Source organism: Cellulomonas algicola, assembly GCF_019024305.1.
GTDB lineage: Bacteria > Actinomycetota > Actinomycetes > Actinomycetales > Cellulomonadaceae > Cellulomonas > Cellulomonas algicola.
In genome coordinates this window covers 64,571-78,269 of the sequence record NZ_JAHKSJ010000006.1, presented here as the reverse complement: position 1 = coordinate 78,269, position 13,699 = coordinate 64,571, and the positions used below count along the sequence as shown (strand labels likewise).

The following is a 13,699-nucleotide window of genomic DNA, read 5'->3' as shown; positions in this document are numbered from 1 at the left end:
TCGGGTCAGTCGTTCCGCGGGGCAGCGGGGTGCGGTCGGGTCAGACGTGCAGCCGCGCCGCGAGGTCGGCGAGCGCGTCGACCGCGGCGTGCGGGTCGTCCACGCGGAACCGCGCGGACGTGTCGCCCGGCCCGACCTTCACCGTGACGTCGCGCTCACCGAGCGCCGCGAACGCGTGCTCGTCGGTCACGTCGTCGCCCGCGTAGAGCACGACCGGCGCACCGAGCTCGTCGCGCAGCGCGGTCAGCGCCTCGCCCTTGCTGGCCCGCAGCACGGAGATCTCGACGACGTCCTTGCCGTGCAGGACCCCGGACCCGAGCCGCTCGCCGAGCGCGATCGCCTCGGCCTCGGCGGGCTCGGCCACGTCGGGCTCGGCCAGCCGGGTGTGCACGACGACCGCGGTCGGCTTCGTCTCGACCCAGACGCCGTCGCGTCCCCGTGCGACCTGCGCGGCCTCGGCGCCGAGCGCCGCGAGCCGGTCCGCCTGCTCGTCGGTGAGCTGCACGACGTCGCGGTCGAGCCCGTACCGCGTGACCCTGGCCCGTTCGGCGCCGTGGCTGCCGACCAGGTAGGTGCCGGGTGGGACCTCGGCGAGCGCGTGCAGGTCGTTCATCGCGCGGCCGGACACGAGCGCGAGCGCGACGCCCTCGGCGGCGGCCAGCCGCGTGAGCGCCTCGACGCCGTCGGGCAGGATCCGCGACGTCTGCGGGTCGTCCTGCAGGGGTGCGAGGGTGCCGTCGAAGTCGAGCGCGACGAGCAGCGGGCGCGACGCGGGATCGGCGGCGAGACCCGCGAGCAGGTCGCGCAGGGCCGCGGCGTCCGCGGGGCCGTCAGACATGGTCCGTCCGGGCGGGGATCGCCGTCAGCACCGCGAGGAACTCCTTCGACCAGGCGGTCACGTCGTGGCCGAGCACGCGGCGACGCAGACGGCGCATGCGCTTGCGCGCCTCCCGCTGGTCCATGTGCACGGCGTACGTGATCGCGTCCTTCATGCCGTCGATGTCGTGCGGGTTCACCAGGACCGCGCCCTGCAGCTCGTCGGCCGCTCCCGTGAACTCCGAGAGGACGAGCGCGCCCCGGTCGTCGGAGCGGGCCGCGACGTACTCCTTGGCGACGAGGTTCATGCCGTCGCGCAGCGCGGTGACGAGCATGACGTCGGCCGCGAGGTACAGCGCCGCCATCTCCTCCATCGGGAACGACTGGTGCAGGTACTGCACGGGCGCGTGCCCGACCTGGCCGAAGTCGCCGTTGATACGCCCGACCAGCAGCTCGACCTCGTCGCGGAGCTGCTGGTAGGCGCCCACGTTCTCGCGGCTCGGGCTCGCGACCTGCACGAGCGTCGTCGTGCTCGGTGACAGGCGGCCGTCCTCGAGGAGCTCGCCGTACGCCTTGATGCGGTGCCGGATGCCCTTGGTGTAGTCGAGCCGGTCGACGCCCAGCAGCAGCACCTCGGGGTCGCCGAGCTCGTGCCGGATCTGCTTGGCGCGCATCTGCACGTCGTGGCTGCGGGCCAGGTCGTCGAACGCGTGCGAGTCGATCGAGATCGGGAACGCGGCGGCGCGCACGTGCCGGTCCACGCGGCCGTGCTTCATGAGCGTGACGACCTGGCCTCGCGTCGTGAGGTCCGTGAGGCGCCGCACGATCCGCACGAAGTTCGCGGCGTCGCCCGCGCGCTGGAAGCCGACCAGGTCCGCGCCGAGCAGGCCCTCGACGACCTGCCGCCGCCACGGGAGCTGCGCGAAGATCTCGAGCGGCGGGAACGGGATGTGGTGGAAGTAGCCGATGCGCAGGTCGGGGCGCAGCACGCGCAGCATCTGCGGCACGAGCTGCAGCTGGTAGTCGTGCACCCACACCGTCGCGCCCTTCGACGCGGCCTTCGCGGCGGCCTCGGCGAACCGCTTGTTCACGCGCTGGTAGGCGTCCCACCACTGCCGGTGGAACGCGGGCGGGGCGATGACGTCGTGGTAGAGCGGCCACAGGGTGTCGTTGGCGAACCCCTCGTAGTACCGCTCGACGTCGGTCTGGCTGAGGGTCACGGGGACGAGCTGCGTGCCGTCGACCTCGAAGGGCTCGAGGTCGAGGTCGGGTGAGCCGCCCCACCCGATCCACGCGCCGTCGGCCCCCGCCATCACGGGAGCCAGGGCGGTCACGAGACCGCCGGGGGAGCGGGTCCAGGTGGGCTCGCCGTCGTCCCCCAGCGCGACGTCCACGGGGAGACGGTTCGCGACGACGAGCAGGTCGTAGCCGGCGTCAGGCACGTCGGAAGGCAACGAGATCAACTCCTCGGGTCTGCGTCGACCCTAGCCGTCGGGCCAGGTGAGCGCCCCTGGTCACGGCAGGACGCGACGCGCGTCACACGTCACCCGCGCGTTGGGGGACGCCCGTCCGCACCGCGGGCTAGGTTGCGGGGCATGGAGCGGATCGGTCTGACGCCGGGGTCGGACATCGGGGGGTACCGCATCGTCGCGCCGCTCGGTTCGGGCGGCATGGGAACCGTGTACCGGGCGGTCGACGGCGGCGGCACGGCCGTCGCGCTCAAGCTGCTGCACCCGCAGCTCGGCTCCGACGCCGTCGCCCGCGACCGGCTGCGCCGTGAGGTCCGCGCGCTCCAGAAGCTCCGGCACCCGGGCGTCGCCGCGATCCTCGACGCCGAGGCCGACTCGACCGAGGCGTTCCTCGTGACCGAGCTCGTCGACGGCGACACCCTCGAGGAGCACGTGCGCGAGCGCGGCCCGCTCGACGCGCAGGACCTGCTCGACCTCGCCGAGGGGCTGCGGTCCGCGCTCGCGGCCGTGCACGGCGCCGGCGTCGTCCACCGCGACCTCAAGCCCGCGAACGTGCTCGTGACCGACGACGGTCCGGTGCTCATCGACTTCGGCATCGCGCAGGCGGCCGACGACGCGCCGCTGACGTCGGACGGCCTCGTCATCGGCACGCCCGGCTACCTCGCGCCCGAGCTGCTCGACGGCGACGAGCCCACCGCGGCGAGCGACTACTGGGGCTGGGCTGCCGTCCTCGCGTTCGCCGCGACCGGGCGCGCACCGTTCGGGACCCGCCCGCTCGAGGCCGTGCTGTCGCGCGCCCGGTCCGGCACCGCCGACCTCGACGGCCTCGGCACGCTCACCGCGACCGCGCTGCGCGGGGCGCTCGTCGCCGAACCCGACGCCCGCACCGACCCCGAGGACGTCGTCGCCGCGCTGACCGTCGCCGCGACCGACGGGGACGTCGTCACCGAGGACGCGACCGCGACGACCCTCGTGCACGCGCAGGACCTCACCGACACGACGCACGTCGGCCCGGGCGACGCCACGGACACGGCGCGGCTGGACCCGGCCGACGCGACCGGCACCGCGCTGCTCGCGGGCGCGGCCGCCCGGCCCGGCGGTGCCGCTGCCGCGGGCACGGCGACGCTCGTCGCCAACGACGGGAAGACGCGGACGTTCGAGCCCGGCACCGACGACGTGGCCGGGGACGACGACGGGTGGGACGGCTGGTCGGAGGACGAGGACGGCTGGTCCGACGAGGAGGACCCCGAGGGCGTCGAGTGGATCCAGGACGACCTCGACGCGTCCGAGGAGCCCGGTCCCGAGGGGTCGGGTTACGTGCGCCCGCCCACCGAACGGCGCTGGGGCACGCTGCTCGCCGCCGGGCTGCTCGTGGCCGCCGCCGGCACCCTGTTCCCCGTCGTCACCCTCGTCGTCGTCGGTGTCCTCGTGCTCGTCGTCCGCACCTTCGGCACCGCCGTCGAGTCGATGCACGCCCGTCGCGAGCGGTCCGGCGTCCGCCGCTCCGACGTCCCCGTGACCGTCGCCGCCGGACCGTGGCACCTGCTGCGCGCGACCGCCGGGCTCGTGCCGTCGCTCGTCGTCGGCGCCAGCGTCGCGGTCGTCGTCGTGGGGGTGCTCTGGTGGTTGCTCGACTCGGGACGCTGGACGATCGACGGCTCCCCGTCCGGGCTGCCCGTGCAGGGGCTCACGGCCTCGCTCGTCGTCGGCGCGCTGGTCCTGCTGGCCGTCCTCGTCGTGTGGTGGGGGCCGCTGTCGAGCATGACGCGCGTGGGCGCGCGCCGGACGCTCGCGGTCGTCGCCCCCGGCCGGCTCGGGGGGCTCGTGGCCGTCGTCGTGCTGCTCGCCGCGGCGGCCGTGCTGGTCGCCCTCCTGCTCGACGGCCGCCCGATCACCTGGTGGCCGCTCCCCACGCCGACGATGCCGTGACCGGCGCGCGACGCCCCCGGACGTCTTGACGCCGCGGCGAGCGCCGCGCGGCACGTGCGAACCGTTCCAGCCCGGCCCTGCCGCACAGGTCGTGGCCCTACGCTGTCCCGCATGCGCGCACGACGAGCCCCGCTCGCGGACTCGCGTGCGCTCGTCGCCGTCGCCGGGCTCGCCGCCCTGCTCGGGCTCGCGATCGCCCTGTCCGGCCGGGTGCTGCTGCACCAGTGCGTGTCGGCCGTCGGCGTCGGCCCGTGGGGCGTGCGGCTCCTGCTCCTGAGCGACGCGTCCGACTGCCCCGACGGCACCTACGCGTTCGGTCCCGCCGCCGGCGGCGCCGTGCTGCTGCTCAGCGTCGCCGTGCCCGTCGTCCTCGCGCACCTCGCGCTCGCGGCGGGCGGCCTCGGCGCGTCCGTCGTGGTCACCCGTGCCGCCCGTGGGGTCACCCGCCTCCTGCGGCGCTGGGTCGTCCGTCTCGACGACGCGGCCGTCCAGCTGCCCGTCGGCGTCGCGGCACCCGTCGACCGCGCCGCGCCGGTCCTGCGGGACCGCCTGCTCGTCGCCGTCCTCCCGGTCCGCGGACCACCGGTCTCCGTCGCCGTCTGACCGACCCGCACGACCCTCTTCTTCCCGGACCAGGAGTACCCATGCCCACGAACGAACCCCGCCCCACCAAGGCGGTCCGACGCGACGAGGCGCGCGCCAAGGCCGCCCAGATGCGCGCCGAGCAGGAGCGCAAGGCCAAGCGGAACCGCATGCTCGCGATCGGCGGCCTCGTGCTCGCCGTGCTCGCGCTCGGTGCCGTCGTGTTCTTCATCGTCAACCAGTCGAAGGAGCGCGCCGAGGCCTACGGCAGCGTCGCGTTCGGCGGCGGCGGGGACGACGTCGTCGCGCCCGCGCTCGCGGACGTCGAGGCGCCCGCGCCCGCGAACGACGAGGGCGGCATCCCCGTGAGCCCCGCCGGCGTCGGCGAGCAGGGCGACGACGACACCGTCCTGTCGATCTACTTCGACTTCATGTGCCCCGTCTGCGGCCAGTTCGAGCAGACCAACGGCGAGGACGTGAAGGCCCTCACCGAGACCGACGGCGTGACCGTCGCGTTCCACCCGCTCGCGTTCCTCGACTACACGTCGCAGGGCACCTTCTACTCGACGCGCGCCGCCAACGCGTACGCCGTGATCGCGGACGAGTCGCCCGAGCACCTCGTCGACTTCATGTCCGCGATGTACGCGGAGGGCACGCAGCCGGCCGAGGGCACGTCCGGCCTGTCGGACGCGGAGATCGCCGAGGTCGCGTCCGGGGTCGGCGTTCCGGACGACGTCATCGCGACGTTCACCTCGACCGTGACCGGCACGTACGAGGTCGGGACCGGCGACGACACGACCGAGAAGGACGGCGAGTGGCGCACGTTCGCGCCCTGGATCAAGGCCGCCTACGCGTCTGCTCAGCAGCAGTTCCCCGACCTCGGCACGCCGTACATCCTCATCGACGGCGTGAAGTGGGAGGGCAACTGGCAGCAGCCGGGCGCCCTGCGCGCCGCCGTGGAGCAGGCCGCCGCCGCCAAGGGCTGACGCCCGCACCGCAGCACCGCCGACGGGCGGGCCGGACCTCGCGAGGGGCTCCCGGTCCGCCCGTCGGCGCGTCCGGCGACGTGCGCCGCCTGCCTGGGCCGGGGGTGCGAGGGGGCACCGGTACGCTGTCCCCGCCCGCCTCCTTAGCTCAGTCGGCCAGAGCACCTGTCTTGTAAACAGGGGGTCGTCGGTTCGAATCCGACAGGGGGCTCCACGCACCCGCCGCGCGAGACGCGGCGTGCCGCACGAGAATCGGACGGGTCCGCAAGCCCGGTGCCGGTGCGCGCGTCCTGCTCCGCCGGCCCGCGGAGAGGAGACCCTCGTGACCTACCGCATCGGCTACTTCGTCGGCAGCCTGTCGAGCAGCTCGATCAACCGCCGGCTCGCGCAGGCGCTGATCGCGCTCGCGCCCGACGAGCTCGCGTTCACCGAGATCCCGGTCGGCGACCTCCCGCTCTACAGCCCCGACCACGACGCGGACTACCCGGCGCCGGCGCGCGCGCTCAAGGAGGCGATCGAGGCGTCGGACGGGATCCTGTTCGTGTCGCCCGAGTACAACCGCAGCATCCCCGGTGCGCTGAAGAACGCGATCGACTGGGGGTCGCGGCCGTGGGGGACCAACTCGTTCGCGCGCAAGCCGACGGGCATCGTCGGGGCGTCGATCGGTGCGGTCGGGACGGCCGTCATGCAGTCGTCGATGCGCAGCGTCCTGAGCTTCCTCAACGCGCCGCAGCTGAACTCGCCCGAGGTGTACATCCAGGTCACGGACCAGACGTTCGGCGACGACGGGTCGGTCGCGGACTCGTCGCTCGAGCAGTTCCTGGGGCACTACATGGAGGAGTACTGCTCGTTCGTGCAGCGCGTGCTCTCGGTGACGGCGCCGGGGCACATCGGCGACCGGGAGCAGTGACGGGCCGCCGCTGACCGCGCGGCCGGCGGCGGCCGGGGGGCGCCGGCGGCGTCAGTCCGTCGGGGCCGGGCCGGTGCTCTCGCGCACCACGAGCTCGACGGGCAGCTCGGTGCGGACGGCGTCGACGGGTGCGCCCGCACGGGACCGCTCGATCGCGGCGAGCAGGGTGCGCGCGGCGGCGCGGCCCTTGGCGTCGAGGTCCTGCCGGAGCGTGGTGAGCGCGGGCCGGACGCGGGCCGCGAGCGGGCTGTCGTCCCAGCCGACGACGGACAGGTCCTCGGGGACGCGCAGGCCGAGCTCGGCGGCGACGTCAAGGACGGCGGTGGCCATGAGGTCGGAGAAGCAGAGGACCGCGGTCGGGCGGTCGGGGCCGGTGAGGAGCGCGCGGGCGCCCTCGTGCGCGTAGGGGTCGACGTTGTCGACGATCTCGAACGCGGTGGGCACGACGCCGGCGGCGTCGAGCGCCTCGACCGCTCCGGCGACGCGGGCGCGGGAGACGTAGTCGTGGCCCGCGGTGCGGCCGTCGGCGAGGTGGCCGTGGCGCTCGCGGCCGCCCATGGTGAAGAACGCGATGCGCCGGTGCCCGAGCGCGAGGACGTGCTCGGCGGCCTGCCGGCTGCCGGCGTGGTCGTCGAGCACGATCGACGGGTGGCCCGGGATGGGGTCGAGGTCGACGAAGACGAGCGGGAGCTTGCGCCGCACGAGCCAGTCGAGCGCGGCGGAGTCGCCGCCGCACGCGTAGACGAGCGCGCCGTCGAGGGGGATGTCGCGCGCGGCCTTCTCGCCGGGGAGGAGCGCGACGGCGTAGCCGGTGGGCTGGAGCTCCTCGGCGATCGCGCCGAAGAACGACGCGGCGATGGGGTCGCGGAGCGCCTCGCCGACCCAGGCGGTGAGCAGCAGGCCGATCGCGCCGGTGGTGCCGCGCGCGAGCGCGCGCGCGGACGGGTCGGGGCCGACGTACCCGAGCTCGGCGGCGGCGTCGAGGATGGTCCGCCGGAGGTCGGCCGAGAGCTGGTCGGGGCGCGAGAACGCGTTGGACACGGTCATGCGGCTGACGCCGACCTTGTCGGCGATGGTCTGGAGGGTCACCCGGGGCACGACGCCACCCTGTTCCGCGGCATGCGGGACAGGGTAGGTCGTGCCGCCGGGCACCGGGGAGCGCCGCCCGAGGGATGTCGCGTCCGGGCTGGTCCCGGGGGCCGCGAGCGGGGCGGGTGTCGCGGTCATCGCGCGGGGTGGCCGGCTTCGAAGGTGCAGGCCGGCTGCACGGCGTCGGCGACGCGGTGCAGGCCCCGGGCGAGGGCGCGACGGGTGCGCGGGACGCGCGGACGGTGCGGCTGCGGCTCGCGGGCGGGACGCTCCTCGGCCACGGGGGCCCAGGGGCGGGCGCTGTGCGACTCGAGGACGGACGCGTCACGGGCGAGCAGCAGGCCGATCGACTGGTCGAGCACGGGTCCTTCTCCCTTCCGATCTGTACCGCTACAGATCGCTATACCGGTACAGTAGATCCGGGACTGTACCGGTCAAGCGATTGCCGAAGAATGCCGCTGACCAGGGCAGACGGACCGGACGGGCTAGACGGGACCCGTCTCCGCGAGCAGGCGCAGCGCCGCGCTCACCCGCGGGTTCCGACTCGGGTCGGTGTCGATGCCGAGCGTCGCGTACAGCGCGTTGACGTGGTTCTGCACCGACTTCTCCGTGATCCCCAGTCGCGCGCCGATGCCCGCGTTCGACAGGCCCTCGGCGAGCAGCCGCAGCACCTCGTACTGGCGGTCCGTCAGGCGCGACACCGCCGACCCCGCGCGCGGCGCCATCCGGGCGAGCAGCGCCGGGTCGAGCACCGTCTCGCCGACCGCCGCCGCGCGCACCGCCGAGACGAGCACCTCCTCGCTCGTCGACGACGTCTTCGACAGGTAGCCCCAGCCGGCGGCGACGTCGGGCGGCAGGTCGAGCAGCAGGTCCATCGCGTCGTGCGCCGACAGCAGGAGCACCCCGAGCGCGGGCTGACGGCGCCGCAGGGTGACACCCAGGGCGATCCCGTTGCCGTCCGGCAGGTCCACGTCGAGCACGACGACGTCCACCGCGCCGGGCGGGAGCAGGCGTGTCGCCTCGGTCACCGTGCCCGTGGCCACCACGACCTGCAGGCCGTCGGTGTCGTCGAGCATCCGCTCGAGCATGGAGCGGAAGAGTGGTTGGTCCTCGACCACGGCGACGCGCACCGGGCCGTTCGCGGCAGCGTTCATCGGGGCAAGTATCGTCGTCGCCGCGCCACGCGTCAGTCACCCGGAGCGTCTGACGTGACCGACGCCACGCGCACGAGCACCCGTCCGGTGCACCCGCACGGCCCGCAGGGACGAACGATGCCCACCACCCGCAGCACGTCCGCCGACGACGAGTCGGCCGCCCTCGTCGCCCGCCGCGCCCGCGACCTGCGCAGCGACCGCGTCGGGCTGCTGCGGGCGAGCGGCATCGTCGCGACCGGCTACGCGGTCGGCGCGGCCCTCCAGACGACGTACATCTACAGCCGCGTCGTCGAGGACTGGCAGTCGGTCAGCGTCTGGAGCCGGCTCGGCGCCAACTTCGCCGCCGTCGTCGGCCTCGTCGCGGTCCTCGCCGTCGTCAACGCGCACCGGGCGACGCGCATCTGGCACATGGCCGTCTCGCTGCTGTTCGCCGCGACCGCGTGCGCGGTCCTGCGCATCGGCGCGCAGCAGCTGCTGGGCGTCTACGAGGACCCGACGCGCGAGGTGGTCGAGGCCGAGCTGTTCTCGGGGCTGGTCATCGGGGTGATCTCGGGCGCGATCGGCATGTGGGGGCTCGTCGCGAGGCGCCGCCTGCGTGCGCAGATCCGCGGTGCCGAGCGTGAGGCGGTCCTCGTCGAGAACGCCGTCCGGGCGCTCGAGCAGGAGGAGATCCGCGTCCGGCGGGAGGTCGCGGAAGGGCTGCACGGCACGCTGCAGAACAAGCTCGTGCTCGTCGAGGCGCGGCTCGACCAGATCGCGGCGCACGCTGAGCAGGGCCCGCTCGACCCGGGCGACCTCGACGACCTGCACTGGATCCGGGGCGAGCTCGAGCAGGCCCGCGCGGCCGACGTGCGCGAGATGAGCCGGCTGCTGTACCCGGACCGGCTCGAGCTCGGCCTCGTGCCCGCGGTGCGCGCGCTGCTCGGGCGGCTCCCCGCGAGCATCGCGACCCGCCTCGACGTGACCGACGCCGTGCGCGCCTACGACGACCCGGCGCACCCGCGGCTCACGGTGCCCGAGCGGCTCCTCGCGGTGCGGGTCGTCGAGGAGGGCGTGACGAACTCGCTCAAGCACGGGCCGGCGACGTCGATCACGGCGTCGGTCGACGTGCAGGACGGCGTGCTCGTCGTCGCGGTCGAGAACGACGGCGCGCTCTACGACGAGGGGACCGCGGGCGTCGCGTCGGGGACTGCCCGGATGCGCCAGCGCCTGACGTTCGTCGGCGGCTCCGTCGCGCTCGAGCCGGGGGCCGGTCGCGGCGCACGGCTCGTCGCGCGCATCCCGCTCGGCACCGGCGGCCACAAGGCGTCACCCGTTCGGCCGTAGGCGCAGGTCACACCGGCCCTGTCCGCTTCATGGACGGTCGTCCAGGATCGGCCGGATCCGCTCCGGGTGAAAGAAAACGACGTTCCCGGCGGCCCAGGTGCTGGCACCCAGGCCGGCCCGACCGCGGTCGATCGGAGGTTCGTAGCGTCTGCGACGGCGCTCCGCAACCGGAGGCCGTGCGGATCGACGACACGCCGACCCGCGTCGTCACGATCCAGGAGTCACCATGGCGAAGTTCTCGACCCGTAAGGGCCTGGCCGTCGGCCTGGCCGTCCTCGGCGTCGCCGGCCTGTCCCTCGCGTCCGCGTCGCAGCTCAACCTCACCTCGAACGGCACCGCCGCGACGGGCACCGTGAGCGTCGACGCGACCTGCCAGAAGGCCGCGACGGGCGCCGTCACCGCCAAGTACAAGACGCCGACACTCGGCACCACCGGCTTCGCGCCGTCCGAGGTGCAGTTCAGCAACATCGACGCCGACTGCCAGGGCAAGACGATCCGCGTCGCGTGGAAGACCGCGTCGGGCTCGTACACGGAGCTCACCCCCAAGACGCTCACCGCGCCGCACACCACGGCCACGCTCGTCGCCTTCGCACTCCCGGCCGGCGTCGACTACAACACGATCTCCTCGTTCGCGGTCAGCATCGACGGCTGAGACCGATGACCAGCGACGTCACGACGGCACCCGGTGCGCACCTCGCGCACCGGGTGCTGCGTGCCGTCGCGTCGGTCCTGCTCTACTCCGCGGCCGCGGTCGCCGCGTGGCTGCTGTGGCCGACGAACCTGGGCGGCTGCACGACGCTGACGATCGTCTCCGGGCACTCGATGGAGCCGACGTACGAGACGGGCGACCTCGTGGTCTCACGCTGCGGCGAGCCGCAGGTCGGCGACGTCGTGGTCTACCGCCCCGACGAGCTCGACGGCGGGCGGATCATCCACCGCCTCATCGGGGGCGACGGCACGAACGGCTGGGTCGTCCAGGGCGACAACAACGACTGGACCGACCCGTTCGCCCCCACGAACGACCAGGTCCTCGGCGTCGCGCAGCTCCACGTCGCGAAGGTCGGGCTCGTCGGCCGGCTCGTCGCGTCGCCGTGGGTGTTCGGGTCGTGCCTGCTCATCGCGGGCGCCCTGCTCGTCTGGCCGTCGTCGCGCGACGAGGACGACACCGACGACGCCGACCCGACCCCCGCACCTGCCAGCGGTCCGGACCCGGCCGCCGACGACCTCCCCACCGGGACGCCGGCCGTCGACGACGACGGCACCCGGCGCCCCGCGCTCACCCCCGCCGGCGGCTGACGCCGTGCACCGGACCCTGCTGCGCCCGCGCACCGCCGGGCTGGTCGTCACGGTGCTCGTGCTCGTCGTCGCCGTCCTCGGGCTCGGTGAGGCGAGCGCGGCCCGCCTGACCCTCGCGAAGCCCGCGCAGCCCTACGCCGCGGCCGTGCAGCGCTGCGCCACCGGCCCCGCGACCGTGACCCCGAGCGGCTCCGCGGTCGGCGGGCAGTACACGCAGGTCACCGTCACCGGGCTCGGCGGGACGTGCGCCACCGGGCGCGTCCTGCTCGCCACGAGCGCCGGGACCGTGCTGCTCGACTCCACGGGCCCCCTCGCGGGCGGTGCGTTCACCGCCATGACGAGCACCCCGTTCACCGCCCCGACCGCGACGACCGCGCGCGTCCTCGTCGCGGGCGACGGCTGGCCCGTGGCGGCGACCTGGGTCCCGCCCGCGGCCGCGGGTCCCGTGTACCCGGGACCTGACGGCTCGGCGTTCGACACGACCGTGACGTGGGACCTCACCAACGCGACGAGCGGGCAGCAGGCGTGCTTCACGATCCGCGTCACGACGCGGTCGACCACGCCGATCGTCTGGTCCGCGTACATCGACACCACGCAGGCGCCGTTCAACGGCGCGCGCACGGGGTACTCGCTGCAGGGCGACGAGTCGTGGAAGTACCAGCTGGGTGCGCCGACGAGCGCGGGGCTGATCAAGGTCTCGGGCCGGACCGACGTCTGGCAGCCGTACGACACGGTCGTCGCCGGCCAGGTGCGCACGGTCACCGTGTGCAACTACTCGCTGCCCGGCGCCGTCGTGACCCCGTCCGCCTACACGGTGTCGTCCGCGCAGGGCACGTGGACCGACCGTGAGGCGTGCGTGGTCACGACCGTCACCGGCAACGGCACGTCGCCGTTCTACGTGGCGTGGCAGACGCCGGTCGACATGACCGCGGCCGTGGCGCGGCTCCGGTCGGCGGGCGGGTCGCCCGACGCCTGGCGGTACGGCGGCGACGAGTGGCGCCTGGACCGGACGGTCGTGCCGTCGCTCAGCGGTCCCTACGTCTTCCAGACCACCTCGCGGACGGCGTCGAACATCGTCGGGACGCAGAGCTTCTCGTTCTCCACCTGCGTCGTCGACCGCTGACGGGGACGCGCCGGTGACCCGCTAGTCGAGCGGCGTGAGGACCGGGCGCTTCGGCACGCGCGTGTCGCCCGAGGAGCGCCCGCGCAGGCGACGCGTCGCCCACGGGTAGACGTGCTCGCGGAGCCACTGCGCGTCGCCGCGGAGCTGCTCGAGCCGGGGCGTGGGGGGCAGCGGCGCGAGCGGGTCGTCCCAGCGCGGCTCGTCGGGCTCGAGCCCGAGGCCGACGAGCGCGGCCTGCGCGACGCGCGCGTGCCCGTCGGACGTCAGGTGGATCCGGTCGTCGGCCCACATCCGCCAGTCGCGCAGGCTGCGCATGCCCCACAGGTCGACGACGTGCGCGTCGTGCCGGCGGGCGATCGACCAGATGTGCGCGTTGTAGATGCCGACGCGCGTGCGGGTCGCCCGCACGAGCGGGCTGTCGGAGGCGTCGACACCCGTGCCGAGCAGCACGTCGACGCCGGCCTCGCGCAGCCGCACGACGGCCTGCTCGAGCAGCCGGGCCAGCCGGTCGACGTCCGCGGCGGGGCGCAGGATGTCGTTCCCGCCACCCACCAGGCTGACCAGGTCGGGCTTCATCGCGAGGGCCGCGGGCACCTGCTCGACGAGGATCGGCCGCAGCAGCCGGCCGCGGATCGCCAGGTTGGCGTACTCGAGCGGGGTCTCGCCTGCGGCGGTGCGACGCTGCGAGAGGCGGGCGGCCAGGACGTCCGCCCAGCCGCGCGTCGGCGAGTCGGGGCCGTCGGGGGAGTCCCAGAGCCCTTCGGTGAACGAGTCGCCGATCGCGACGTAGCGGTTCCAGCGGGGGGTGTCGGCGGGGGTGCTCACGCGGGACATTGTGGCGCGATCCACACCGTGCGGCGTCATCGCTGGTCGCCGTGGGTTTGTCTGGACGCTTGTCCAATTCGCTGGGACCAGCGTCCTATCGATGCGTTCGCATGGACCCGCACCCTGGATGCGTCAACAAGAACGGTTCGCAACAACGGCTCGGACCGACCGGGACGAAACGCGGACCAGGAGGT

General features: G+C 74.4%; 14 protein-coding genes and 1 tRNA gene. 9 read left to right on the top strand and 6 right to left on the bottom strand.

Annotated elements, in window-relative coordinates; genetic code table 11:
- Nucleotides 1-40 precede the first annotated feature (40 nt).
- Together otsB and KOV94_RS04535 are read right to left on the bottom strand one after the other, a co-directional pair.
- Entirely contained in the window at nt 41-838 is a 798-nt protein-coding gene (gene otsB, locus KOV94_RS04540; RefSeq protein ID WP_124341643.1) for a trehalose-phosphatase, read from the bottom strand.
- Nucleotides 831-2,258 carry an alpha,alpha-trehalose-phosphate synthase (UDP-forming) gene (locus KOV94_RS04535; protein WP_124341642.1) on the bottom strand — a complete coding sequence of 476 codons (1,428 nt, stop codon included), beginning with the start codon at nt 2,256-2,258 and terminating at the stop codon, nt 831-833. The genes otsB and KOV94_RS04535 overlap by 8 nt, the downstream gene beginning before the upstream one ends.
- 153 nt (nt 2,259-2,411) lie before the next feature.
- Here KOV94_RS04535 and KOV94_RS04530 point away from each other — a divergent pair, with 153 nt between their 5' ends.
- The 5 genes from KOV94_RS04530 (at nt 2,412) to KOV94_RS04510 (ending at nt 6,692) form a co-directional block, all read left to right on the top strand.
- On the top strand, nt 2,412-4,214 hold the full coding sequence (locus KOV94_RS04530; protein WP_218051330.1) for a serine/threonine-protein kinase: 1,803 nt from the start codon (nt 2,412-2,414) through the stop codon (nt 4,212-4,214).
- A gap of 111 nt (nt 4,215-4,325) precedes the next feature.
- Nucleotides 4,326-4,817, top strand: coding sequence for a hypothetical protein (locus KOV94_RS04525; protein ID WP_200829627.1), 492 nt, complete (start codon nt 4,326-4,328; stop codon nt 4,815-4,817).
- 41 nt (nt 4,818-4,858) lie between these two features.
- Nucleotides 4,859-5,782: a DsbA family protein gene (locus KOV94_RS04520; RefSeq protein WP_218051329.1), complete on the top strand. Its 924-nt coding sequence runs from the start codon at nt 4,859-4,861 to the stop codon at nt 5,780-5,782.
- A 137-nt stretch (nt 5,783-5,919) separates the two neighbouring features.
- A tRNA-Thr gene (locus KOV94_RS04515) sits at nt 5,920-5,996 on the top strand.
- Between the two features lie 108 nt (nt 5,997-6,104).
- The gene (locus KOV94_RS04510; protein ID WP_218051328.1) at nt 6,105-6,692 is read left to right on the top strand and encodes an NADPH-dependent FMN reductase; all 588 of its coding nucleotides are present in this window, start codon (nt 6,105-6,107) and stop codon (nt 6,690-6,692) included.
- 51 nt (nt 6,693-6,743) lie between these two features.
- Here KOV94_RS04510 and KOV94_RS04505 read toward each other — a convergent pair whose 3' ends face one another.
- From KOV94_RS04505 to KOV94_RS04495, 3 genes are all read right to left on the bottom strand, one after another.
- Complete coding sequence (locus tag KOV94_RS04505) at nt 6,744-7,790, bottom strand: LacI family DNA-binding transcriptional regulator (protein WP_235843267.1); 1,047 nt, start codon at nt 7,788-7,790, stop codon at nt 6,744-6,746.
- Nucleotides 7,791-7,915: 125 nt separating this feature from the next.
- On the bottom strand, nt 7,916-8,143 hold the full coding sequence (locus tag KOV94_RS04500) for a hypothetical protein (protein ID WP_124341636.1): 228 nt from the start codon (nt 8,141-8,143) through the stop codon (nt 7,916-7,918).
- A 123-nt stretch (nt 8,144-8,266) separates the two neighbouring features.
- Entirely contained in the window at nt 8,267-8,935 is a 669-nt protein-coding gene (locus KOV94_RS04495) for a response regulator transcription factor (RefSeq protein ID WP_124341635.1), read from the bottom strand.
- A 117-nt stretch (nt 8,936-9,052) separates the two neighbouring features.
- On the opposite strand from KOV94_RS04495, the gene KOV94_RS04490 reads away from it, so the two are divergent.
- The 4 genes from KOV94_RS04490 to KOV94_RS04475 all read left to right on the top strand — a co-directional run bounded on the left by KOV94_RS04490 (nt 9,053) and on the right by KOV94_RS04475 (nt 12,680).
- A complete protein-coding gene (locus tag KOV94_RS04490; protein ID WP_124341634.1) occupies nt 9,053-10,261 on the top strand; it encodes a sensor histidine kinase in 1,209 nt (402 codons plus the stop codon).
- A gap of 226 nt (nt 10,262-10,487) precedes the next feature.
- Complete coding sequence (locus tag KOV94_RS04485) at nt 10,488-10,913, top strand: hypothetical protein (protein WP_218051327.1); 426 nt, start codon at nt 10,488-10,490, stop codon at nt 10,911-10,913.
- A 5-nt stretch (nt 10,914-10,918) separates the two neighbouring features.
- Complete coding sequence (locus tag KOV94_RS04480) at nt 10,919-11,557, top strand: signal peptidase I (RefSeq protein WP_124341632.1); 639 nt, start codon at nt 10,919-10,921, stop codon at nt 11,555-11,557.
- A 4-nt stretch (nt 11,558-11,561) separates the two neighbouring features.
- Nucleotides 11,562-12,680, top strand: coding sequence for a hypothetical protein (locus KOV94_RS04475; protein ID WP_218051326.1), 1,119 nt, complete (start codon nt 11,562-11,564; stop codon nt 12,678-12,680).
- Between the two features lie 21 nt (nt 12,681-12,701).
- Here KOV94_RS04475 and KOV94_RS04470 read toward each other — a convergent pair whose 3' ends face one another.
- Nucleotides 12,702-13,514: an SGNH/GDSL hydrolase family protein gene (locus tag KOV94_RS04470; RefSeq protein ID WP_124341667.1), complete on the bottom strand. Its 813-nt coding sequence runs from the start codon at nt 13,512-13,514 to the stop codon at nt 12,702-12,704.
- Between the last annotated feature and the right edge of the window lie 185 nt (nt 13,515-13,699).